20 protein-coding genes are annotated in these 22307 nt (G+C 61.2%); 13 read left to right on the top strand and 7 right to left on the bottom strand.

What is annotated here, in order from left to right; genetic code table 11:
- Positions 1–2: 2 nt before the first annotated feature.
- The 3 genes from serC to CWI66_RS00490 all read right to left on the bottom strand — a co-directional run bounded on the left by serC (position 3) and on the right by CWI66_RS00490 (position 4377).
- A complete protein-coding gene (serC, locus tag CWI66_RS00500) occupies positions 3–1106 on the bottom strand; it encodes a 3-phosphoserine/phosphohydroxythreonine transaminase (protein WP_081135440.1) in 1104 nt (367 codons plus the stop codon).
- Complete coding sequence (gyrA, locus tag CWI66_RS00495; RefSeq protein ID WP_100730611.1) at positions 1090–3789, bottom strand: DNA gyrase subunit A; 2700 nt, start codon at positions 3787–3789, stop codon at positions 1090–1092. Before gyrA ends, serC begins: the two co-directional genes overlap by 17 nt.
- A 153-nt stretch (positions 3790–3942) precedes the next feature.
- Positions 3943–4377 carry an acyl-CoA thioesterase gene (locus tag CWI66_RS00490; protein WP_016913749.1) on the bottom strand — a complete coding sequence of 145 codons (435 nt, stop codon included), beginning with the start codon at positions 4375–4377 and terminating at the stop codon, positions 3943–3945.
- Between the two features lie 184 nt (positions 4378–4561).
- Between CWI66_RS00490 and CWI66_RS00485 the strand changes: the two genes are divergently transcribed.
- From CWI66_RS00485 to CWI66_RS00425, 13 genes are all read left to right on the top strand, one after another.
- On the top strand, positions 4562–5527 hold the full coding sequence (locus tag CWI66_RS00485) for a recombination-associated protein RdgC (protein WP_016913748.1): 966 nt from the start codon (positions 4562–4564) through the stop codon (positions 5525–5527).
- A gap of 35 nt (positions 5528–5562) precedes the next feature.
- The gene (locus CWI66_RS00480; protein WP_100730610.1) at positions 5563–6744 is read left to right on the top strand and encodes a 1-acyl-sn-glycerol-3-phosphate acyltransferase; all 1182 of its coding nucleotides are present in this window, start codon (positions 5563–5565) and stop codon (positions 6742–6744) included.
- 132 nt (positions 6745–6876) lie between these two features.
- The gene (locus tag CWI66_RS00475) at positions 6877–7158 is read left to right on the top strand and encodes a hypothetical protein (RefSeq protein ID WP_100730609.1); all 282 of its coding nucleotides are present in this window, start codon (positions 6877–6879) and stop codon (positions 7156–7158) included.
- A gap of 84 nt (positions 7159–7242) precedes the next feature.
- On the top strand, positions 7243–9279 hold the full coding sequence (metG, locus tag CWI66_RS00470) for a methionine--tRNA ligase (RefSeq protein WP_100730608.1): 2037 nt from the start codon (positions 7243–7245) through the stop codon (positions 9277–9279).
- Positions 9280–9432: 153 nt separating this feature from the next.
- Positions 9433–11022, top strand: coding sequence for a diguanylate cyclase domain-containing protein (locus CWI66_RS00465; RefSeq protein ID WP_100730607.1), 1590 nt, complete (start codon positions 9433–9435; stop codon positions 11020–11022).
- The gene (rsxA, locus tag CWI66_RS00460) at positions 11019–11606 is read left to right on the top strand and encodes an electron transport complex subunit RsxA (RefSeq protein ID WP_100730606.1); all 588 of its coding nucleotides are present in this window, start codon (positions 11019–11021) and stop codon (positions 11604–11606) included. The genes CWI66_RS00465 and rsxA overlap by 4 nt, the downstream gene beginning before the upstream one ends.
- Positions 11606–12187: an electron transport complex subunit RsxB gene (gene rsxB / locus CWI66_RS00455; RefSeq protein WP_039178126.1), complete on the top strand. Its 582-nt coding sequence runs from the start codon at positions 11606–11608 to the stop codon at positions 12185–12187. Before rsxA ends, rsxB begins: the two co-directional genes overlap by 1 nt.
- Positions 12174–13841 carry an electron transport complex subunit RsxC gene (gene rsxC / locus CWI66_RS00450; RefSeq protein WP_100730605.1) on the top strand — a complete coding sequence of 556 codons (1668 nt, stop codon included), beginning with the start codon at positions 12174–12176 and terminating at the stop codon, positions 13839–13841. The genes rsxB and rsxC overlap by 14 nt, the downstream gene beginning before the upstream one ends.
- The gene (locus tag CWI66_RS00445; RefSeq protein WP_081193289.1) at positions 13838–14881 is read left to right on the top strand and encodes an RnfABCDGE type electron transport complex subunit D; all 1044 of its coding nucleotides are present in this window, start codon (positions 13838–13840) and stop codon (positions 14879–14881) included. Before rsxC ends, CWI66_RS00445 begins: the two co-directional genes overlap by 4 nt.
- Entirely contained in the window at positions 14878–15513 is a 636-nt protein-coding gene (locus CWI66_RS00440; RefSeq protein ID WP_081193291.1) for an RnfABCDGE type electron transport complex subunit G, read from the top strand. Before CWI66_RS00445 ends, CWI66_RS00440 begins: the two co-directional genes overlap by 4 nt.
- A complete protein-coding gene (locus CWI66_RS00435; protein ID WP_016913738.1) occupies positions 15510–16208 on the top strand; it encodes an electron transport complex subunit E in 699 nt (232 codons plus the stop codon). The genes CWI66_RS00440 and CWI66_RS00435 overlap by 4 nt, the downstream gene beginning before the upstream one ends.
- Positions 16209–16223: 15 nt before the next feature.
- The gene (gene nth, locus CWI66_RS00430; RefSeq protein WP_016913737.1) at positions 16224–16862 is read left to right on the top strand and encodes an endonuclease III; all 639 of its coding nucleotides are present in this window, start codon (positions 16224–16226) and stop codon (positions 16860–16862) included.
- A gap of 100 nt (positions 16863–16962) precedes the next feature.
- Positions 16963–18054, top strand: coding sequence for a carboxysome shell carbonic anhydrase domain-containg protein (locus tag CWI66_RS00425; protein ID WP_100730604.1), 1092 nt, complete (start codon positions 16963–16965; stop codon positions 18052–18054).
- On the opposite strand, the gene CWI66_RS00420 is transcribed toward CWI66_RS00425, so the two are convergent.
- From CWI66_RS00420 to CWI66_RS00405, 4 genes are read right to left on the bottom strand one after another with little or no spacing between them, the layout of a single operon-like run.
- Entirely contained in the window at positions 18039–19091 is a 1053-nt protein-coding gene (locus tag CWI66_RS00420; RefSeq protein ID WP_100730603.1) for a tRNA-queuosine alpha-mannosyltransferase domain-containing protein, read from the bottom strand. The two genes, CWI66_RS00425 and CWI66_RS00420, sit on opposite strands and share 16 nt — an antisense overlap.
- Positions 19091–20098: an ArsA family ATPase gene (locus CWI66_RS00415; protein ID WP_100730602.1), complete on the bottom strand. Its 1008-nt coding sequence runs from the start codon at positions 20096–20098 to the stop codon at positions 19091–19093. The genes CWI66_RS00420 and CWI66_RS00415 overlap by 1 nt, the downstream gene beginning before the upstream one ends.
- A gap of 39 nt (positions 20099–20137) precedes the next feature.
- On the bottom strand, positions 20138–20437 hold the full coding sequence (locus CWI66_RS00410) for a cory-CC-star protein (RefSeq protein WP_016913733.1): 300 nt from the start codon (positions 20435–20437) through the stop codon (positions 20138–20140).
- Positions 20438–20463: 26 nt separating this feature from the next.
- Positions 20464–22140: a carbon starvation CstA family protein gene (locus tag CWI66_RS00405; protein ID WP_100730601.1), complete on the bottom strand. Its 1677-nt coding sequence runs from the start codon at positions 22138–22140 to the stop codon at positions 20464–20466.
- Positions 22141–22307 lie beyond the last annotated feature (167 nt).

The following is a 22307-nucleotide window of genomic DNA, read 5'->3' as shown; positions in this document are numbered from 1 at the left end:
GGTTAGCCTCTTCGTTGTTCGAAATCTGCCATGAAGGCAATTAACGCATCCACCGCATCTTCCGGCACCGCGTTATACAAGCTGGCACGCATGCCGCCGACGCTGCGGTGACCCTTGAGATTCAGCAGTCCGGCCTCGTCGGCCTCCTTGAGGAAGGCACCATCCAGCCGGTCATCCGCCAGCACGAACGGCACGTTCATGCGCGACCGATTGGCTGTGGCGATAGGATTGCTGTAGAAGTCACTGCCATCGATGGCCGCGTAAAGTTTTTGCGCCTTGCGCTGGTTCATGCGGTCCATGGCGTCCAGCCCGCCAATGTCGTTTTTCAACCACTGAAACACCAGGCCCGAGAGGTACCAGGCGTAGGTAGGCGGGGTATTCACCATCGAGCCTGCGTCAGCCAGCATCTGGTAGTCGAACAGCGAAGGGACGCTTGCAGGCGCCTTGCCCAGCAGATCATCGCGGACGATCACGATGGTCAATCCCGCCGGACCGATGTTCTTCTGCGCCCCGGCATAAATCACCCCGAAGTCGCTGACATCGACAGGCCCCGACAGGATATTGGAGGACATGTCGCAGACCAGGGGCACGTCGCTGCCATCGGCACGGGTGACGTCTGGCACGTAGTCGAACTCAAGCCCTCCAATGGTTTCATTGGAGGTGTAATGCAGGTAGGCCGCGTCGCTGCTGAGCGACAGGGAAGCTTCGTCAGGCACCGCCAGATGTCCATTGGACTCGCTGCTGCCCGCCACATGGCAGGCAAAACCGAGCCGCTTGGCTTCGCTCAGCGCCTTCTTGCCCCAAATGCCCGTCTGGATGAAGTTGGCACTACCGCCTCCACCCAGCAGGTTCATGGGGAGCATGGCAAACTGCATGCTGGCACCGCCCTGAAGAAACAGCACCTTGTACTGATCAGGGATGGCCAGCAGAGACCGCAGATCGGCTTCTGCCTGCTCGGCAATGGCAATGAACTCATCGCTGCGATGACTCATTTCCATCACCGACAAACCGCGCCCCTGATAGTCGAGCAGCTCACTGCGAGCGCGCTCCAGTACGGCAACAGGCAGGGCCGCAGGCCCTGCGCAAAAATTATAATGACGTGTCATCGGTTCCCGGTTCCTGTGCGCCATTGTCTTGTTCGTCTGGCTCGACCGCCTCGGGCGCTCCCGTATCTTCGGGCTCATCGACACGCACGGTTTTCACCAGCTGCTCTTCTTTGCCCAGGCGAATCAGCATTACGCCCTGGGTATTACGCGACGTGATCGACACTTCTTCCACCCGCGTACGCACCAGGGTGCCACGGTCGGTGATCAGCATCATTTCATCGCTGTCATACACTTGCATGGCCGCCACCAGGGCGCCGTTGCGCTCACTGGTCTGCATGGCAATCACACCCTGCCCACCGCGACCACGCAGCGGGAACTCTTCGAGGCGCGTGCGCTTGCCATAGCCCTTCACACTGGCGGTGAGGATGTAGATCTGACCATCGCTCTGCGCCAGCTCGGCGGCATCTGCCGAGGCTTCCTGCTCGGCATCGGCGTCCGCTTCAGCATCGATTTGCTGGCTCTTGGGAATGATCAGGCTGATCACTTCCGCGTCGTCCAGCAGGCGCATGCCGCGCACACCGCGAGCGGTACGGCCCATGGCGCGCACGTTGCCTTCCTCGAAACGAATCGCCTTGCCATTGGAAGAGAGCAGCATGACGTGGTCGCTGCCCGAGGTAATCGCAGCCCCCACCAGGCGGTCGCCCTCTTCCAGATCGATGGCAATCAAGCCCACGCTGCGCGGGCGAGAGAACTGCTCGAGACTGGTGCGCTTGACGGTACCGTTGGCGGTGGCGAAGAAAATGTAGTGTTCGGGGTCGTAGTCACGCACAGGCAGGATGGCGTTGACCGACTCGCCCTCTTCCAGCGGCAGCATGTTCACCAACGGCTTGCCGCGTGAACCACGGCTGGCGTTGGGCATCTCGTACACCTTCAGCCAATACACCTTGCCACGGTTGGAGAACAGCAGCACCGTGTCATGGGTCGAGGCAACCAGCAGATGCTCGATGACGTCCTCGTCCTTCATGGCCGTGGCGGACTTGCCGCGACCACCCCGACGCTGGGCCTGATAGTCCGAAAGCGGCTGCGTCTTGGCGTAGCCCGAACGCGACACCGTGACCACCATGTCTTCTTCGGCAATCAGGTCTTCGATGGACAGGTCCAGGTGGCTGGCCTGAATTTCCGTGCGACGGTCGTCGCCGAACTGGTCGCGCACCGCATGCAGCTCTTCCCGAATCACCTCCATGAGGCGGTCGGCAGAGGCAAGAATTTCTGTGAACTCGGCAATCTTTTCGAGAATCGACAGGTACTCATCCAGCAGCTTTTCGGTTTCGAGGCCGGTCAAGCGGTGCAGACGCAGTTCCAGAATCGCCTGAGCCTGAGCAGGCGAAAGGCGATACTCGGTGGCCGAGGGGTTCAGTCCAAACCCTTCATCCAGGTCTTCGGGCTTGCAGGAAGTGGCACCGGCACGCTCCAGCATGGCCGTCACCTGGCCCGGCTGCCATACCTTGTCCAGCAGCTTCTCGCGGGCTTCGGCGGCATTGGGCGATGCCTTGATCAGCTCGATGACTTCATCGATGTTCGAGATGGCGACAGCCAGGCCTTCCAGCAGATGGCCGCGCTCACGCGCTTTCTTGAGTTCGAACAGGGTACGCCGCGTGACGACTTCCCGACGATGGCGGATGAACGCCTCGAGCATCTCTTTCAGATTGAGTGTGCGCGGCTGGCCATTTTCCAGCGCCACCATGTTGATACCGAAGACATTCTGAAGCTGGGTCTGGGCAAACAGGTTATTGACCACGACCTCGCCAGACTCACCGCGCTTGACTTCGATCACCACACGCAAGCCATCCTTGTCGGACTCGTCGCGCAGCTCGGCAATGCCCTCGATCTTTTTCTCTTTGACCAGCTCGGCGATCTTCTCGATCAGCCGCGCCTTGTTCACCTGATACGGCAGTTCGGTGACGATGATGTGATCACGCCCGGTCTTGTCATCGTGTTCGATGGTGTGACAAGCGCGCACGTAGATGCGTCCACGCCCGGTGCGGTAGGCATCCAGAATGCCGGCACGACCATTGATGATGCCGCCGGTGGGGAAATCAGGCCCGGGGATGTACTGCATGAGGTCATCGACGGTCAGGGTGTAGTCGTCGATCAGCGCCAGGCAACCATCGATCACTTCCCGCATGTTATGGGGAGGAATGTTGGTGGCCATGCCCACGGCAATACCCGAGGAGCCGTTGATCAGCAGGTTCGGCACTTTGGTGGGCAGCACATCGGGGATACGTTCGGTGCCGTCGTAGTTATCGACCCAATCGACGGTATCTTTTTCGAGATCCGCCAGCAGCTCGTGGGCCAGGCGCGCCATGCGCACCTCGGTGTAACGCATGGCAGCCGCGTTGTCGCCGTCGATGGAACCAAAGTTACCCTGACCATCGACCAGCACGTGACGCATGGAGAAGTGCTGTGCCATGCGAACGATGGTGTCATACACTGCTCTGTCACCATGCGGGTGGTACTTACCGATGACATCGCCGACGACACGCGCCGACTTCTTGTACGGTTTGTTCCAGTCATTCCCCAGCTCATGCATGGCAAACAGCACACGGCGATGAACCGGCTTGAGGCCGTCGCGCACATCGGGGAGCGCACGACCAATAATGACACTCATCGCATAGTCGAGGTACGACTGCTTGAGCTCGTCTTCAATATTGACGGGCAAGATTTCTCTGGCGATGTCACCCATGAAAGTCAGATCCTTTGCACTGCATTGGCACTGCGAGAGTTGAAAGCGCTTGAAAATGCCGCCTTTAGCTAACCAGCAAGGCGGCGCGCAGAGTCGCTCACATCATACCACTGCATACGCATCAAGGGCAGTCGGTGACACCTCCATTGCTATTTAAGCCAAAAAGGCCTCTTTGCCGACCTGCAGCCCCATGAGCGCTTCACGCACGTCGCCTTCGATAGTCGCCGCGCGATTTTGCTGCATGTCCAGCAGCACGAAGGTCAGATCCGCCTGGGCGACCACGCTGCCATCCTGACGCACGATGCGGTGATGGCAAAGCGCACTGCGCTCATTCACGTCGATGATGCCGGTCTGCACCGTGAGATCGTCCCCTTGCAAGGCTGCCGCACGGTAATCGATATTCAGATTCACCACGACGAACGCCCGCTTCGCCTGATGCAGCTGCTTCATCAATTGCGGGTGCTCATCGAAAAATGCCCAACGCCCCTCCTCCATGAACTCCAGGTAGCGCGCATTGTTGACGTGGCCATAGCCGTCCAGGTGGTAGCCCCGCACCCGCATGGTAACGCTGGAAATCGCTTCAGACATGACAACCTCTTTTATTGATGACAGTGATCAGCAGGCGCAGGCACCTGCCAGCGACAGGCAACATGCCCCACACAAATCAAACACAAGTTTAAAACTAGTGCAACAGCATGACGGCACACCAGAGTGCTGGCAGGAAAGGCCTGCTTTCGACATAATGTGCCACCTTTTAAACAGGATTGGTGACATGTGGTTCAAGCACCTGCATCTATATCGCCTGCACGGCGCGCCCGAGCTCGACAGCCACACCCTGGCCAACGCGCTGGATGAACACGCCGCCAAGCCATTGGGCAATGCGGATGCTCGCCGACTAGGCTGGACCGCGCCCGCAGGCCGCCTGGGCGGCGGACAGCGCCTGCACGAGATCCAGGGACATCGGCTGCTGTCGGCACTGCGCCAGGAACGTCTGCTGCCTGCCTCGGTGGTCAAGGAAGAGGTCGATGAGAAAGTCGCCGACATCGAAGCCAGCGAAGGACGCAAGGTGACGCGCAAGGAAAAGACGGCTCTCAAGGAGCAGGTCACCGAAGAGCTGATGCCTCGCGCCTTCGTGCGCAGCCAGAAAATCGACCTCTGGTGGGACACCCAGCATCAGCTGATTGGCATCAATGCCAGCTCGCGCACCCGCGCCGAAGACGTGCTGGACCTGCTGCGGGAAACCCTGGGCAGCCTCAAGGCAACGCCGCTCAGCAGCCAGACGTTGCCGATACGCGCCATGACGACCTGGCTGGGTGACCCCGCCAGCCGCCCCGCCGACCTGCAGCTGGGCGACCAGGTAGAGCTGAAGGCGAAAGGCGATGACGGCGTACTGCGCGCCCGCCAGGTGGACCTGGATAGCGACGAAATACAGCAGCTGCTCGAAAGCGGCCGTCAGGCCAGCAAGCTGGCCATGCAGATAGAGGGCCGCTTGAGCTTCGTGCTGCATGACGACCTTGCTCTGAAATCTCTACGCTTTGGCGATGCGCTGATCGAAGAGGCCGACCACGCTGATGATGGCGACGATGCCCTGGCACGCCTGGAAACCGATTTCATTTTGATGGCCCAATCGCTGTCCGAGGACATTCGCCGCCTCATGGCGTGGCTGGGCGGTGAAACCGAGCGGGAACCGAGTGCGCTCTCCGGCACCCAAGATGGGCACGCCCAACCTTCTCGGTGAATCGATCACTTACTTGCTGACACGTTACGGATCGCATGACTCAACACAATAACGCTCCTTACGCAGACACCACGAGTGACCCTTGGGCCGATATTCGCCCCTATACGGATCATGAGGTTCCTGAAGTTATTGCTCGACTTTCTCACGACACAGAGCTGCTGGATGCGCTGACCCGATTTCGCCTGCCACGCATGGCCAAGTGGGCACCGCCGCTGGCCAGGGCGCTGGCCGGTCACGCGGTGCGTCGTGAGGTCAAGGGCGTGACCAGCGTGCATGAATTTCAGATGCGCATTGCCCGTTACATGGAGCGAATGATTCGCACCACCACGACGGCTTTTGACGTCTCAGGCCTGGACAAGCTCGATGAGCATAGTGCTTATCTCTTCATCGGCAATCACCGCGACATTTCGCTGGACCCGGCATTCGTCAACTATGCGCTCTACCAAGCGGGTCGTGACACCGTGCGTATCGCGATTGGCGACAACCTGCTGAAGAAGCCCTACGTCACGGACCTGATGCGCCTGAACAAGAGTTTCATCGTGCCGCGCAGCGCCAGGGGCAAGCGGGCCATGCTGGCTGCCTACCAGCAGCTGTCAGGCTACATTCGTCACTCGATCACCGACGACAACCACTCCATCTGGATGGCCCAGCGGGAAGGCCGCGCCAAGAACAGCATCGACCGTACCGACCCCGCCATCATCAAGATGCTGATCATGGCCAAACGGCTTGCCGAACGCGACATCGTCTTTGGTGAAGCAGTAGCGGAACTCAAGCTGGTGCCCGTTTCCATCAGCTATGAATACGACCCTTGTGACGTGCAAAAAGCCCAGGAGCTGCACGACATCGCTACCCACGGTCGCTATGCCAAAAGTGAGTTCGAAGACATTCGCTCCATCGTCTCCGGCATCACCGGCCCCAAAGGCCGCGTTCAGCTGCGCTTTGGCAGCCCGGTAGGCTCGGACATGGAGACCCCTGGTGAAGTCGCCGCCGAGATCGACCGCCAGGTCATCGGGGGCTATCGGCTTTTCCCGAGCCATTACCTGGCCCTGGAAGCACTGGGTGAATCACCGGAGCTGGTGGCACGTAAGTCGATCACCCGCCAGGACCGCGAGCGCTTCAAGGCGCGGCTTGCCGAAGTACCGGAAGCACTACGCCCCTATTGGCTGGAGCAGTACGCCAACCCCGTCAAGCACAAGGCCGGCAGGCTGAGCCTGTAACCCGGTTAGTCATTGATCGCGTTGGGCAGGCCATGCGACTTTGCATGCTCAACATGCAAAAAAGTGCTATGGTCAAGGCATTCATTGGTCCCACCAGGGCACCTGCCCTGGCGTGGTCTTAAGGAGACTCCCATGTCCGCATCAGAAATCCAAAAAACGCGCATTATCAACGAACTGCGTGGGTTCATTCGCAAGCTTCTCCAGGATCCCAAAATCCTCGAGCAGTCGCTGGCCATTGCCCGCCAGCAGCTTGCGGAAGGTAGCAGCCCTGCCGTCATGGCGCGCATTGCCAACGAAATTTCCGACACCACCAGCGTGCACATCCCTGAAGACCCTGCCGAGCACTCCGATGCCGACAAGCTGTTTCTGGAACTGCTGCGCGAAGTGGTTCTGGAAGAGCAGGCACTGTACTAGTTGTCGCTGACTGCATGCCAGGTGGCGACACACGTTTATCTCACTCCATTTATTTGTTTTGCCAAGACGGAATCAACCTTCACCATGTCCAACACTGCTCCACGCAACATTCTGGTGACCAGCGCACTGCCCTATGCCAACGGTGCCATCCACCTGGGTCATCTGCTTGAGTACATCCAGACCGACATCTGGGTACGTTTTCAGAAAAGCCGTGGCCAGCAGTGCTACTACGTATGCGCCGACGACGCCCATGGTACGGCCATCATGTTGCGAGCCGAGCAGGAAGGCATCTCCCCGGAAGCGCTGATCGAAAGAGTCTCCCGGGACCATCAGCAAGACTTTGCTCGCTTTGGCGTGGGCTTTGACAACTACCACTCCACCCACTCCGAAGAGAACCGTCACTACAGCGAGCTGATCTACAAACGCCTGCGCGACAAGGGCCATATTGCGACCCGCGACATCGAGCAGATGTACGACCCCCAGAAAGGCCTGTTCCTGGCGGATCGGTTCATCAAGGGCACCTGCCCCAAATGCCATGCTGACGATCAGTACGGGGATAACTGCGAGAAGTGCGGCGCTACTTATACCCCCGCTGATTTGATCAATCCGGTGTCCGCCATTTCCGGCGCCACGCCCGAGGTACGTAGCTCGACCCACTACTTCTTCAAGCTGCCGGACTTCGCCGAGTTCTTGCAACAGTGGATCAACGACGGTCACGTTCAGCCCCAGATCCGCAACAAGCTGATGGAGTGGTTCGAATCCGGCTTCAATGAGTGGGACATTTCTCGGGACGCGCCCTATTTCGGCTTTGAGATCCCGGATGCGCCCGGCAAATATTTCTACGTCTGGCTGGATGCCCCCATCGGCTACCTGGCCAGCTTCAAGAACCTGTGTGACCGCCAAGGCATCGACTTCGACAGCTTCTGGCAGCCGAACACCAACGCGGAGGTCTACCATTTCATCGGCAAGGATATCGTCTACTTCCACGCCCTGTTCTGGCCGGCCATGCTCCATGGGGCAGAGTTCCGTACGCCCACGGCGGTCAACTGTCACGGCTTCCTGACCGTGGATGGTGCCAAGATGTCCAAGTCCCGTGGCACCTTCATCAAGGCCGCCACCTATGCCGAGCACCTCAACCCCGAGTATCTGCGCTACTACTTTGCCGCCAAGCTGACCTCCAAGGTCGACGACCTCGACCTGAACCTCGACGACTTTGCCGCGCGCGTGAACTCGGATCTGGTCGGCAAGGTCGTGAACATTGCCAGCCGCTGTGCAGGCTTCGTCAAAAAGCTCGGCGGCGGAACGCTCTCCGAACATTGCGCTGAACCGGCCATGGTTGCCCGCTTCATCTCGGCCGGTGAGGATATCGCTGCCGATTTCGAAGCGCGGGAATTCAGCCGCGCCATGCGCAAGATCATGGAGCTGGCCGATGAAGCCAATACCTACATCGCTGACAAAGCGCCCTGGGCACTGGCCAAGCAGAACGGACGCGAACAGGAAGTGCTGGAAATCTGCTCGGTGGGCATCAACCTGTTCCGCCAGCTGATGGTCTATCTGGCGCCGGTGGTGCCGAGCATGGCAGAGCAAGCGCGTGAGTTTATAAATGTTGACACTTTGAATTGGGAGAGTCGTGGTAACGTTCTGGTGAACCACGCCATCAACAAATTCAAACCGCTGATGACCCGGGTAGAGCGAGACAGGATCGACGCCATGATCGACGCTTCCAAGGAGGATCTAGTGGAAGAGCAGAAACTCAAGAACACCCCTAAAGGCCCACTGGCCGAGGATCCCATCGCCGCCGAGATCAGCTTCGATGATTTCGCTAAAGTCGACCTGCGGATTGCGCGTATCGCCAAGGCAAAGTACGTGGAAGGCGCAGACAAGCTGCTGCAGCTGACACTCGACCTGGGCGGCGAGACCCGCAACGTCTTTTCCGGCATTCGCTCGGCCTACTCTCCAGAAGCGCTGGAAGGACGACTGACCGTGATGGTCGCCAACCTGGCCCCGAGAAAAATGCGCTTCGGCCTGTCAGAAGGTATGGTGTTGGCGTCCGCCAATAACGACGGTATCTATCTGCTCTCCCCGGACTCCGGCGCTGAGCCCGGTCAGCGGGTAACCTGACCAGCGCACCGTACGCAGAGCACGGACCGCCTCAAGGGGCATGGCCAACCGCCTGCCCCTTGTTATTTAGGGCGATGAAATTCAGCGACCATGACAGCGACTCTATATCCATATCGAGCGCCGTCCATCGCGACAACAGGACTGAGTGTACCCATGGTTCATCGCTGGGCTTTGTCATTGCGCTTTCGCTTTCTCGCTTTGCTGGGTAGCGTATTAGTGTGCGCCATGCTGGCACTGGGGGCGCTGAGTCACTGGCTGATCTTTCCTGCTCTACAGGCAGAGGAAAGGGCCGCTGCTCACCGGGAGCTGGATCGCACCGCCCGCGGTCTGGTCTTGAGCCAACAGCAGCTGCATGCACAAGTGCGCGACTGGGCGCACTGGGACGATACCTATCGTTTCCTGCAAGGCGATTACCCGGGCTTCACCGAGGTGAATTTTAGCGCGCAAATGTTCGAGGACATGCGCTATCAGCTCATGGCGCTCTTCACCCTCGATGGTGAGCTGTATCTGCTATCGGGCATCGACCCGCAAACAGGCCAGTTCAGCACCTGCACCTCAGCCACCGGCGAGTGCACTTGGATGGCTCCCTGGTCCCATACCATGCAGCAGGCCATCGGGGAGGGCCATGCCAACGAGGTCCACATCGCCATCGAAGGGTGGCCAGCCTTGCTGGCGGGTAGCCCTATCCTGCAAACCGACGAGAGTGGCCCCGCCGCGGGGTGGCTGTTCAAGCTACGTGCGCTGAACGACTCATGGCAAGCCCTCATGGCGGATTACACAGGGCTGCCCATCGCGCTGTCGGTGACGGACGCGACACATCCGCCGGAAGCGCAGTTGACCTTTTCCGACGACACGGCCTATGCCGAACAATACTTCCCAACGCTAGGCAGTGCCAGCCAGCTAGCCTTGGGGATCGAGCTCAACCGGCATCGCTATCTAAGCAGCTTGACGACCTTCAACTACGTCCTGATCTGGACGGCCGTGCTGATGTCTCTGGTCATCGGGCTGGTGTTGCTGGTGCTGGAGCGGCTGGTACTGAAGCCCTTGCGCCAGTTGACCCACTTTACCCAACAGTTGGCGCCAGCAGAGGCGGCAACGCTCACCCTGGCAGAGCGGCGGGATGAGATCGGCACCTTGTCACGCGCGTTTCACCAGCAACTCGCCTGCCAACGCCAGTTGAACACCGAGCTGATCAAGCTCTCCACCCATGATCCGTTGACAGGCCTGCCCAATCGGCGGCTGTTCGACCAGCGTCTGGAGGCTGCCATTACGGATGCCCAGCAGCACCCCGTCGCCGTCATGATGCTGGATATCGATCATTTCAAACTCTATAACGATCATTATGGGCATGTGCAGGGTGACAAATGCCTGCAACAAGTCGCGCAAGTACTTGAGCGCTGCGCTGCTGCGCGTGGCTATCTGATTGCCCGCACCGGTGGCGAAGAGTTCAGCGCCCTGCTGCTTGCCACGGAGCCTTCGCAAGCCCTGCAGCTTGCCCGGCACATCATCGCGGCCATCGACCAGCTCGCACTACCCCATGCCACTTCGCCCGTCTGCCATCATGTCACCATCAGCGTGGGCGTTGGCTCGCTGCAGGATAGCCAGACGGCTCAGCCAAGCGCCGTCATGAGCACCGCCGACCAGGCGCTGTACATGGCGAAGGCGCAAGGCAGACACCGCGCCGTTCGATTTGCATCTCCGCTAGCCAGCGACGCCAGTTCCACGCACAATACGCCGCCATGAACGAACTGTTTGTCATTCTGATCAGCACCGCGCTGGTCAATAATTTCGTGTTGGTCCAGTTTCTTGGCTTATGCCCTTTCATGGGTGTCTCCAACAAGCTGGAGTCGGCCATGGGCATGTCGCTGGCCACCACCTTCGTGCTTACCCTGGCCTCGGCGGCCAGCTACGTGGTGTACCACGGCCTGCTGGTACCGCTGGACATTACCTACCTGCGAACGATCAGTTTTATCGTGGTCATTGCTGCCGTCGTACAGTTCACCGAGATCATGGTGCGTCAGCTGAGCCCGCTGCTGCATCAAGTTCTGGGTATTTTCCTGCCCCTGATCACCACCAACTGCGCCGTGCTCGGGGTGGCGCTGCTGTCGCTCAACCGCGAACTGAGCTTCTTCTACACCACCCTCTATGGCCTGGGCGCGGCAGCAGGTTTCTCGCTGGTGCTGGTGCTGTTCGCCGCCATGCGTGAACGGCTGGCCGGTGCCGATATACCAAAGCCGTTCCAGGGCGCCGCCATTGCCATGGTGACCGCCAGCCTGATGTCGCTGGCGTTTCTGGGCTTTTCCGGCCTGGTGCAGGGGGCATCGTGATGGGCGAATCATTGTCATGGTGGGGGGTCGCCAGCGCCGTGGGCGCATTGACCACTCTGGGCCTGCTGTTCGGGGCGCTGCTGGGTTTGGCCAGCGCGCGCTTCAAGGGGGATGAAAATCCCCTGGTGGAGCAGATCGATGCGCTGCTGCCACAAACCCAGTGTGGCCAGTGCGGCTACCCCGGCTGCCGCCCCTACGCCGAAGCGATCAACCAGGGCGATGCCATCAACAAGTGCCCGCCCGGCGGAGACGCCACGGTAGTGGCCTTGGCCGAGCTGCTGGGCCGCGAACCAGCGCCCCTGGATGGCGAAGCCCCCAGCGAAGATCGCGTGGCCTTCATCCGCGAAGCCGAGTGCATTGGCTGCACCAAATGCATTCAGGCCTGCCCGGTGGATGCCATCATCGGCGCGGCCAAACAGATGCACACGGTCATCGAAGACGAATGTACCGGCTGCGATTTATGCGTCGCCCCTTGCCCGGTGGACTGCATCGACATGCTGCCACGGCGCAAGCCGTTGAGTCAGTGGGAGCCCATTATCAGCGACCGCGCAACGCCAGGGAGTGCTCATGTCCCGTCATGATTTTCCCGGCGGCATTTATCCGCCCGAGCGCAAGCGGCGCTCACTCACCGCGCCGCTGAGGGCGGCCCCGCTGCCTGCTCAAGTGGTGTTGCCCCTCGATCAGCATGTCGGCAAACCCGCCCTGCCCTGCGTGGCCGCAGGCGAGCGCGTGAAGGTGGGCACTGTGGTGGCCCGCAAAGGTGGACTGGTATCGGCCAATGTGCATGCCAGCCTGAGCGGCACCGTGCGTGAGGTCAGCCCTCAGTCGGTGACGATCGTAGGCGACGGCGACGATGAGTGGCAGCGGCTGGCCCCGCTCGACTGGCAGCGGGCGGAGCCTTCAGCGCTGGTGGCACGCCTGGACGACAGCGGCCTGGCAGGGCTGGGCGGGGCTGGCTTTCCGACTCACGTCAAAGCGCAGGTCAGTCTGCAGCACCCCATCGATACGCTGGTGGTCAATGCCGCCGAATGCGAGCCCTACATCACCGCCGACGACATGACGCTGCGCCACTATGCCGCCCAGGTGCTGGAAGGCGCGGCAATTTTGGCCACCCTGTGTGCCGCGTCGCGTATCGTCGTGGGTATCGAGGATAACAAGCCCGAGGCACGGCAAGCCCTGCAGGCGGCGCTGCCCCAGGTGCCATCGCCGCTTCCGGTGACGCTCGAGGTGATCGAAACCCGCTACCCCAGCGGGGGCGAGCGACAGCTGATCAAAAAGCTGCTGGGCAGAGACGTGCCCAGCGGCGGCCTGCCAGCGGATGTGGGCGTTCTGTGTCACAACCCGGGGACGCTGCTGGCGGCACAGCAGGCCATCTGTGAGGGCACACCGCTGGTCGAGCGCATCGTTACCCTGACAGGCGAGGCCATCGAAAGGCCCGGCAACTACTGGGTACGTCTGGGCACCCCGATAGAGGGTCTGCTTCAGCAGGCGGGGCTGGCGCCGGATGCCCTGCATCAAGTGGTGGTAGGTGGGCCCATGATGGGGAGAGCGCTGGCATCGCTGGACGTTCCGGTTCTCAAAACCACCAACTGCCTGATTGCCGCCACGCGCCAGGAACTGCCCCCGGCGCCAGACGCTTCCCCCTGTATTCGCTGCGGTGCCTGCGAAACCGTCTGCCCAGTGCAGCTACTGCCCCAGCAGCTGCATTGGCACGCGCAAAGTGGCCATGACGCGGCCCTGGAAAAACAGCACCTGTTCGACTGCATCGAATGCGGCGCCTGCAGTTTCGTATGCCCCAGCCATATCCCGCTGGTGGCGGAATACCGCACGGCCAAGCAACGGATCCGTTTGAAACGCATCGAAACCGCCAAGGCAGAGCACGCGCGCCACCGCTTCGAGTTCCGCCAGGCCAGGCTGGCCCGGGAAGAGGCGGAGAAGCAGGCTCGCCGCCAGGCGCGGCTTGCCCAGCAGCGTCAGCCGTCGTCATCGGGTGTCGAGCCCCGCACCACAGAGCTGCCAGCCGTTGACCTGCGCAGCTTGCGCATCGCACAGACCGCGGCCAGGGCGGCGGTCAAAAAAGCCGAGAAGGCGCTGGCACGCGCCGTGGCAGAAGACCCTCAACAATCCCAGGAGGACCTGGAGATGCAGCTGGCCACTGCCCAGGAAAACCTGCTCGCCGCGGACGCCCGACTGGCCGATGCCAGAGCCCGCGAACGGGAGCAAACGACACCATGAGCATGCTCCAGGCCTCGACGCTGGGCCTTGCCCCCTCCTCGGCATCGATCATGCGCTGGGTCATCCTGGCAACCCTGCCGGGGCTACTGGCTATGACCTTCTATTTTGGGCTGGGGGTGCTGACCAACGTGGCAGTGGCCGCCGGCGTTGCCATGCTGGCAGAGGCCGCCATACTCGCCCTGCGCCGTCGCCGCGTGGTTGCTACCTTGACCGACGGCAGTGCCCTGCTGACGGGCGTTCTGCTGGGCGCCTCGCTGCCCCCCGGTAGCCCCTGGTGGCTGCTGGCGGTAGGGGCCATCGCCGCGGTGGTGGTCGCCAAGCAGCTGTATGGAGGGCTGGGGCACAACCCCTTCAATCCGGCCATGGTGGGTTACGCCCTGCTGCTGGTATCGTTTCCAACCTACATGACGCTGTGGCCAGTGCCGCACCAGGCAGGTTCGATGGCGACACTCTGGGCCCAGGTCAGCGGCACCCTCTCCGCTGCCGAGCTGGACGCGCTGAGTGGCGCCACGCCATTGGATGCCTTCAAGCATAAAGGACTGACAGGGGCAGATGAGTTCTGGGCGGCGGCTGCGCTGGAAGACACGGTACAGGCCTGGCGCATGATCGCGCTGGCGTGGCTGGCAGGCGGGTTACTGCTGTTGTTCAAACGAGTGATCAGTTGGCATATTCCGGTTGCCATGCTGGGTAGCATGGCACTGGTAGCGGCACTGCTCTACGGCCTGGACAGCGACCACTACGCCTCTCCGCTGTTTCATCTGACCATGGGGGCTGCCCTGTTTGGTGCCTTCTTCATTGCCACGGACCCGGTGTCGGCGGCGACCAGTCGGCGCGGCAAGCTATTGTTCGGCATCGGCATTGGGGTGTTGGTCATGATCATCCGCACCTTCGGCGGCTATCCGGATGCCGTCGCCTTTGCCGTACTGCTGATGAACCTGTGTGTGCCGCTGCTGGATCTTTATAGCGCTCCTGTTCCTACAGGGCATCGTCCCACAGAGCGTCGTCCCACAGGGCACCGCCCCCCGACGAGGCGCCCATGACACTCTATCAAGCCATGTGGCGTGGGGCGCTGGCGCTGGGCACCTTTGCGCTGGTAACGGCAGGCAGCGTGGCATTGACTCGGACGTTGACCGCCGAACGCATCGAACAGCACCAGTTGGCCTATCAATATCGCCAGCTGCAGGCAGTGCTGCCAGCTTCGTTGGTCACGGACTCACAGGCATCGCTGCTGGAAGACACCTTCGAGCTGCCGGAGCCCGAACGGCTGGGCCACCGCACGCCCACACACGGCTGGTATGTTCACCACGCAGACGAAGCTGCCGTCGTCCTGCCGGTGATCACCCACCAGGGCTACAGCGGAGCCATTCACCTGCTGGTGGGGATTGACCATGAGGGCCGTATCAGCGGCGTTCGGGTCACTCGGCACCAGGAAACGCCAGGGCTAGGCGATGCCATCGAACGCCAGCGCAGCGACTGGATCACTCGCTTCGATGGCCTGGCACGCCACAGTCTGCCCCCCGAAAGCTGGGCGGTGCGACAACAGGGCGGCGCGTTCGATGGTTTCACCGGGGCCACCATCACCCCAAGCGCGGTCATCGATGCCGTTCACGATGCCCTGCGCTATGCCCATGAGGCCCGCTTGCCTATCACCATCGAGGAGCCCGAGACATGACGCCATGGCAACAGCTGACCCAGGAAGGGCTCTGGCGCAACAACCCTGCCCTGGTGCAACTACTGGGGCTCTGCCCGCTGCTGGCCGTGAGCGCCAGCGTGGTCAACGCACTGGGGCTGGCGCTGGCCACCCTGCTGGTCATGGTCGGGGCGAGTACGACCATCTCGTTGATTCGCCATCAGGTGCCCAGCGCGGTGCGGCTACCCGCCTTCGTGATGATCATTGCCGCCTTCGTGACCTGCGCCGAGCTGTTGATGGCTGCCTTTGCCTATTCGCTCTATCAAACTCTGGGCATTTTCATCCCCTTGATCGTGACCAACTGCGCCATCCTGGGACGCGCCGATGCGTTTGCCTCGCGCCAGCCGGTGCTGCCTGCCGCTCTGGACGGGTTCATGATGGGGCTCGGGTTCGGCTGGGTGCTGGTCTTGCTGGGAGCGATCAGAGAGCTGCTGGGCCAGGGGACGCTGTTCCATAACATGCATCTGCTGCTGGGCCCCAGGGCCGCCGAGTGGCAGATAACGGTGATGGACGACTATCAGTTTCTGTTTTTCATGTTGCCGCCAGGGGCCTTTTTCGTTGCGGGCCTGCTGATCGCGCTCAAGAATGTCCTCGACCAGCGCCAGCGCCGTGCACAGCCCGCCCCTACCCACGAGCGCAGCGAACGCCGCGTCCGGGTCACTGGCATCATCAAATAGTCTGGAGAAACGTTCATGAATGCCCAGAAACGACAGGAGATTTTTGCCCGCCTGCAGGCGGAAAATCCGCACCCCACCACCGAGCTGAACTGGAGCACCCCCTTCGAGCTGCTGGCTGCGGTGCTGCTCTCGGCACAGGCCACTGACGTGGGCGTCAACAAAGCCACCGACCGACTGTTTCCGGTGGCCAATACCCCCGAAGCGATCATCGCGCTGGGCATCGAGGGACTCAAGGAGTACATCAAGACCATCGGCCTGTTCAACACCAAGGCTGAAAACCTGATGAAGACCTGCCATATTCTGGTGAACCAGCATGGTAGCAACGTACCGCAAACCCGCCAGGCGCTGGAAGCCTTGCCGGGTGTCGGGCGCAAGACCGCCAACGTCATTCTCAATACCGCCTTTGGGCAGCCCACTATCGCCGTGGACACGCATATCTTCCGAGTCTCCAACCGAACGGGCATCGCCAAGGGCAAGGACGTGGTCGAAGTGGAGCAGAAGCTGTTGCGCCATGTACCCAAGGCTTTCAAGCAGGACGCCCATCACTGGCTGATCCTGCATGGCCGCTATACCTGTATCGCTCGCAAGCCACGCTGCGGTAGCTGTATCATCGAGGATCTCTGCGACTATAAAGACAAAACCGAGCTGGCCTGAACGTTTGGGCCGCCCCAGGGAGCTGCCCATGCCCAGCACTGATCACAGTACCGTCTCAAGTACTATCCCAGGTACTATTTCAAGTACTATCTCAAGTACCATGCCAAGTACCAGCAACAGCTCTGCCACAAGGCTTCACCAGCGCCCTATCCACGAGCGAATCGACGCGCTGCTGGCTCTCTCCCGCCAGCACGCAGAGCACTTCTGCAGTCCTGACGCATGGCTGGCACGGCAGCGCTATCTGGCGCAGCACCCTACCTCCCTGCTGGTGATGAAGTGCATGGATGGCCGTATCCACCTTCCCCATGCCACCCGCACCCCGCTGGGCATCATCACGCCGTTTCGCAACCTGGGGGGTATTTTCGACCTGGGCTGGCCTTATCTGGGCGAGCTGCTCACCGATTCGGTGCTGGCGGCAGCGCAGCAGGGGCGCGGCACCTTGATGTGCATTACTTATCACTACTCCGCCGGGCAGCCACAGCGGGGCTGCGCAGGCTTCGGCTGTGATACGGCGGCCGCCCGGGCTCACGCATACGGCATTGCCGAGCAGGCGGGCAGTCTGTTTGGCAAGGACCACCAGCAGGTGTACCCGCTGGTGTGTGGCTTTGAAACGGATAGCGACGCGCTGGTGATTCATGGCAAGGCAGGAGCGGTCCTGGACATTCGCGACTGGGTAGGCCAACCGGCAGAGGCCTTGGCCGTCCGTCTCGCCGCCGTCTGCCCGGATATGCCTGACGACATACGCCGTGACCTGCTACCGCTGCTGGAAGGTAACCTGGCCCATGTCACTAGCCTGTATGGCACCGCCCGGGCGCTGGATATCGAGCACCGCGAGTGGGTCATTTGCATTGGCCGGGGTTTCGATTTTCTTCACCTGCCCAATACCGCGCTGATCATCGGCCCCTACGGGCCCGACCTGGCAGAACCCATTGGCACGGCGGCGGATATCATCGCCGCCAATATGCGCCATGGCCGCATTCCAGACGATGGTTTCATGCTGCTGGCCTCGACCCCTTATCAACACAGCGGCGTCGATCGCGCGCGGGCAGAGCTGAAATCCCAATTCCTGTCGCGCTTTGCCGCACAGGTGATCGGCCAGCGTCATCCTGAGCTGGCCAGCAAGATGCGACCTCACACGGCCGTGGTGCACTGGCCTACCCGGCGCCTGGACCTTCTTCAGTCCAACAACTGACGATACGCCTCGCGCCACAGGGGCCACTCCCAGGGCGACGTATCCAGCCGCTCAGGGGCGGCCATTTTGCCTTGTAGCCACGCGGCAAGGCGCTGATAGAGCCCCTCCCGTGTCCCATCGTAACGGTAGGCATCAGGATAGAGTTCCGGAAAACAGAGCCTGTCCGGCACCAGCGGCCACGCACCACGCTGGGCAGCCTCCATGATGGCCAGCCCCTGAAACTCATGCCAGGTGGTCGACACGACGATGCCGCCGCCGTTCAACAGCGCCTGATACTGCTCCTCTGGCTGAGGCCCCCAACAGACGAGATGCTGCGCCAGCCGCACCTGCGCCTCGGCAAAGATGGCGGGCTCGTCACGAAACCGTTGGCCCATGACGGCAAGCTCGAAAGGCACACCCTCCTCACTCAGCCTGAACAACACCGCAAAGAAGTCCTCGGGGTTCTTGTCGTACTCCCAGCGGTGGTTCCAGACGATGCGCCGTGGTGGCGGTGCAATGTCGGGCCCCTGCGCCAGCGGCTGCAAGGGCACCGGCAGCACGTTTGCCGAACGCCTCAGCCGCTCCAGCGGTGCGGCGGCCGGCAGATTCTCGGGCATTTTTTTCAGAAATTGCCTGACGCCCGTAAAAAAGGAGTCGCGGTTATAGGCGGTGTTGAATACCAGGGTATCCGCCGCCAGGGCCGCATAGAGATTGACCATTTTGGCTTCGACCTGGGGCACCTGCTCGCTGGACTCCGGGTAGGCAAACTGGTTCTCGTGGAAATAGACGATCTTGCGGGCCTGGCCCAGGTGCGGAAACAGCCCGACCAGCGTAGCCATGTCCACCATGGAGGTGGCCAGCACCACATCGAAGCGCTGGCTGAGGGTAGCGTGTTCCTTCAACCACCAACTCAGCGGATTACCGCGTATGCGCCAGGCAAAATGGCGCGGTGGCAAGCTCAGCAATGTCCATTCCACATCCGTCAGCTCAGCCATCAAACTGTTTGCCCAGTAACGATGGCTGACCGCCTCGTAGGCGGAAAGCAGTAATACCCGCATCAAAATCCTTGCTGTTCAAGCTGGGTAGCCAACTGCTCCAGCACCTCAATACCTTGTACATCCGTCGGCAGCCAGGGTAGCACGGGGCGCGGCAGGTGGCGAAAATGTTGTTCGATGCGCGCCAGATAAGTGGCCTCCTGCTGCCGCCTGGCTGCCAGGAACTCGCCGTCGGCGTCTGCGGGAATCACCCGATTGATGAGCACCCCCGCCACTGGGATACGCACCTCCTCCAGTGCTTTCACCGCACGATCGGTTTCCAGGATCGGCAGCCGCTCGGGAGTCATGACGAACAAGAAGCTGCACGCGTTTTCATCCTCGATACGCCGTCGTGCCTGGTGAAACAGGCGGCGGCGCTCTATCAGCGTGCTGGCCACATCGCGGGTGCGTTCATCCAGGTCTTCCAGCGGGTCCTGGGTGGGGTCGTCAAAGGGCGTCGCCACGTCCCTGCCTCGCTTGGGGGTCAGATGCTCCAGCACCTTGCCCAACTCGGCGGATTTTCGGTTATGGGCCAGCAGCCCGTCGGTCCACGCAGCCATGGCCTCGGGCAGAGTCAATAGCCTTAGGGTATGCCCCGTGGGCGCCGTATCGAAAATGATCACGTCATAGGGGGCCTCATCGTCCACCATCAGACGAGCCAACCGCTCCAGCAAGGCGGCCTCCTGAGTGCCGGGAGACTGACGTGTCAGGCGCATCTGCCGCTCCAGCTCCTGCATCATTTCTGGCGCTGCATAACGCCGCATCTGGGCCACGACGCGGGCAAGGTGTGCTTCCACCTCACGGTCGGGGTCGATCTCCATGGCATCCAGGTTGGGCAACAGGCGGCGAGGCGTATCGCCCAACTGCCTGTCGAACACATCGCCCAGGCTATGGGCGGGGTCGGTGGAGACCACCAGCACCCGTTTGCCTCGGCTGGCGGCCAGCACGGCCAATGAGGCCGCCACGGTGGTCTTGCCAACGCCCCCTTTGCCACCTACCCATAGCAGGCGTCGATTCAATACAGCGTGCATGGTCTGTCCTGATGTGCGGGCTGCCGCTGGGCAAATGCCTCAACAGCAGCGGAAGTGATCCAGTGGGGAGTGCTCCATGCCCATGCGTCGATGCCAGTCATGGAAGCGTTCGAGCAGCAATGGCTGCAGCTCAAGCGTGTAATAAGCAGCAGGGTTCTGCAGGCCCATCATTTCGGCAAACACCAGCAGCATGAACAGGTCGTCTTCATCGCGTCGCGCTCTGGCGATGGCGCCCCGGTAGCGGGCGCTGTACACCTCTTCGGTAAAGAAGCGGGCCTGGTCAAGCCAGGCCCTGAGCGTTTCTCGACGCGACGACCCGGAATGCAGATCATCGCTCATGGAGTTTCTCCAGGGTTGTGCAGCGGCTAAGGCTGCTGCTCGGCGACTTCGGAACGCGAGCGCTTCAGCGCGGCCGCACACTCCATGGCCACCATGATGGCCGCAATCAGGACGACGATGTCCAGTACCAGCAGGAACATGTTGCCCTGATTCCAGAAAGTGCGCAGCTGCAGCAGCAGCGCCAGGATCGTCATCACCAGCAAGAAGCACAGCGGTGCCAGGGTGTACCACATGGGCCGTTTCAGGCGCACCAGCATCACGGTGATCACCAGCAATGTCAGGCCTGCCAGCAACTGGTTGGTGGTCCCAAACAGCGGCCAGATGATCAGCCCACCCGAGCCGTCGGCCCCACCGGCGCCAAACGCCAGCAACAGGCAGCTACCCACGGCCAGACCGGTGGCAATGGCAGGCTTCTTCATCCACGGCTGCTGGTAGATATCGCCCCACTCCTGGAAAATATAGCGCTGCAACCGCAGCCCGGTATCCATGGTGGTCCCGGCAAACAGCGCCGCCATGACCGTCAGCAGCGTCGCCGCCGTCACTTCAGGCAGCCCCAGGCCGTTATGGATGATGTAGGCCCCGCCTTCCACGAAGGCGTTGACGCCCCCCTGGCCAAAGGCACTGTACATGGCCTGCCAGTCACCCAGCGTTGCAAAGCCCGCGGTAGCCGCGAGGATCGCCGCCAGGGCCAGCATGCCTTCGCCTACCGCGCCAAAATAGCCCACGAACCGCGCGTCGGTCTCCTTGTTGAGCTGTTTGGAAGTGGTCCCCGAAGACACCAGCCCATGGAAGCCAGAGATTGCCCCACAGGCAATGGTCACGAACAACAAGGGAATGAGCGATGGCGTACCCGCAGGCACATCGCTGTTGAACGCCGGTGCTACCAGAGTCGGGTTCAGCAGCACCAGGGCGCCATACAGCACCAGCAGCCCGATGAACAGCTGCAGGCCATTGATATAGTCACGGGGTTGCAGCAGCATCCAGACCGGCAGCAAGGAAGCGATGGCGGCGTAGGCAAACAGAATCAGGATCCACACTGCGTTACCGGACATACCCGCCACTTCCGAGGGCATCTGGATCGGCACCGAAGGGCCAATGAAGATCAGGGCATAGAGCGCGATGACTCCTAGCACCGAGACGACAGGCAGGCTCAGAATCCGACGGTAGATCAACTGGCCGATGATCAGTGCCACGAGGATGGCCCCCCACACCGGCACGACCGCGCTGGAGAAGTTCATCATGAGCCCGGCAATGACCACCGCGAACACCGCGTTGACCATGAGCAGCACCAGAAAGATGACGATCATGAAGATGCTGCGGGCACGCTTGCCAACGACATCTCCGGTGAGCGCCCCCACCGATTTTGCCTTGTTGCGCACACTGGCCCAGATGGCGCCGAAGTCATGAATCCCGGCAAAGAAGATCGTGCCGAACACCACCCACATGAAGGCCGGTGCCCAGCCCCAGATCACCGCGATGGCCGGTCCGACGATGGGTGCAGCGCCCGCCACCGAGGTAAAGTGGTGCCCCCACAGCACGAACCGATTGGTGGGCACATAGTCGACGCCGTCTTCAAACTCATGGGCAGGGGTTTTAAAGTTAGGGTCCAGTTGATAGATCTTTTGAGCAATGAACCTGGAGTAAATAAAGTACCCCATCGCCATTGCCCCAAGACCCACCACCAGCAAGAAAATAGCACTCATAAGCGCAGCTCCTTTAATGATGATGCTTTATTGTTGGGCTTACTCGCTTGCTCACTCCGAGCGTTTTCATAGTGGTATGAGTCGTCTGGCAAGTCCATGAAAAAGCCCTTTTATGGCTTTAAACCACGGCGAAAGTTGTAGACGTCATGACGATACTCATCGAAGGT

The organism is Halomonas sp. 141 (genome assembly GCF_002810305.1).
Lineage (GTDB): Bacteria > Pseudomonadota > Gammaproteobacteria > Pseudomonadales > Halomonadaceae > Vreelandella > Vreelandella stevensii.
Note: the sequence above shows the minus strand (reverse complement) of the source record. Positions and strands in the feature narration are given on the sequence as shown.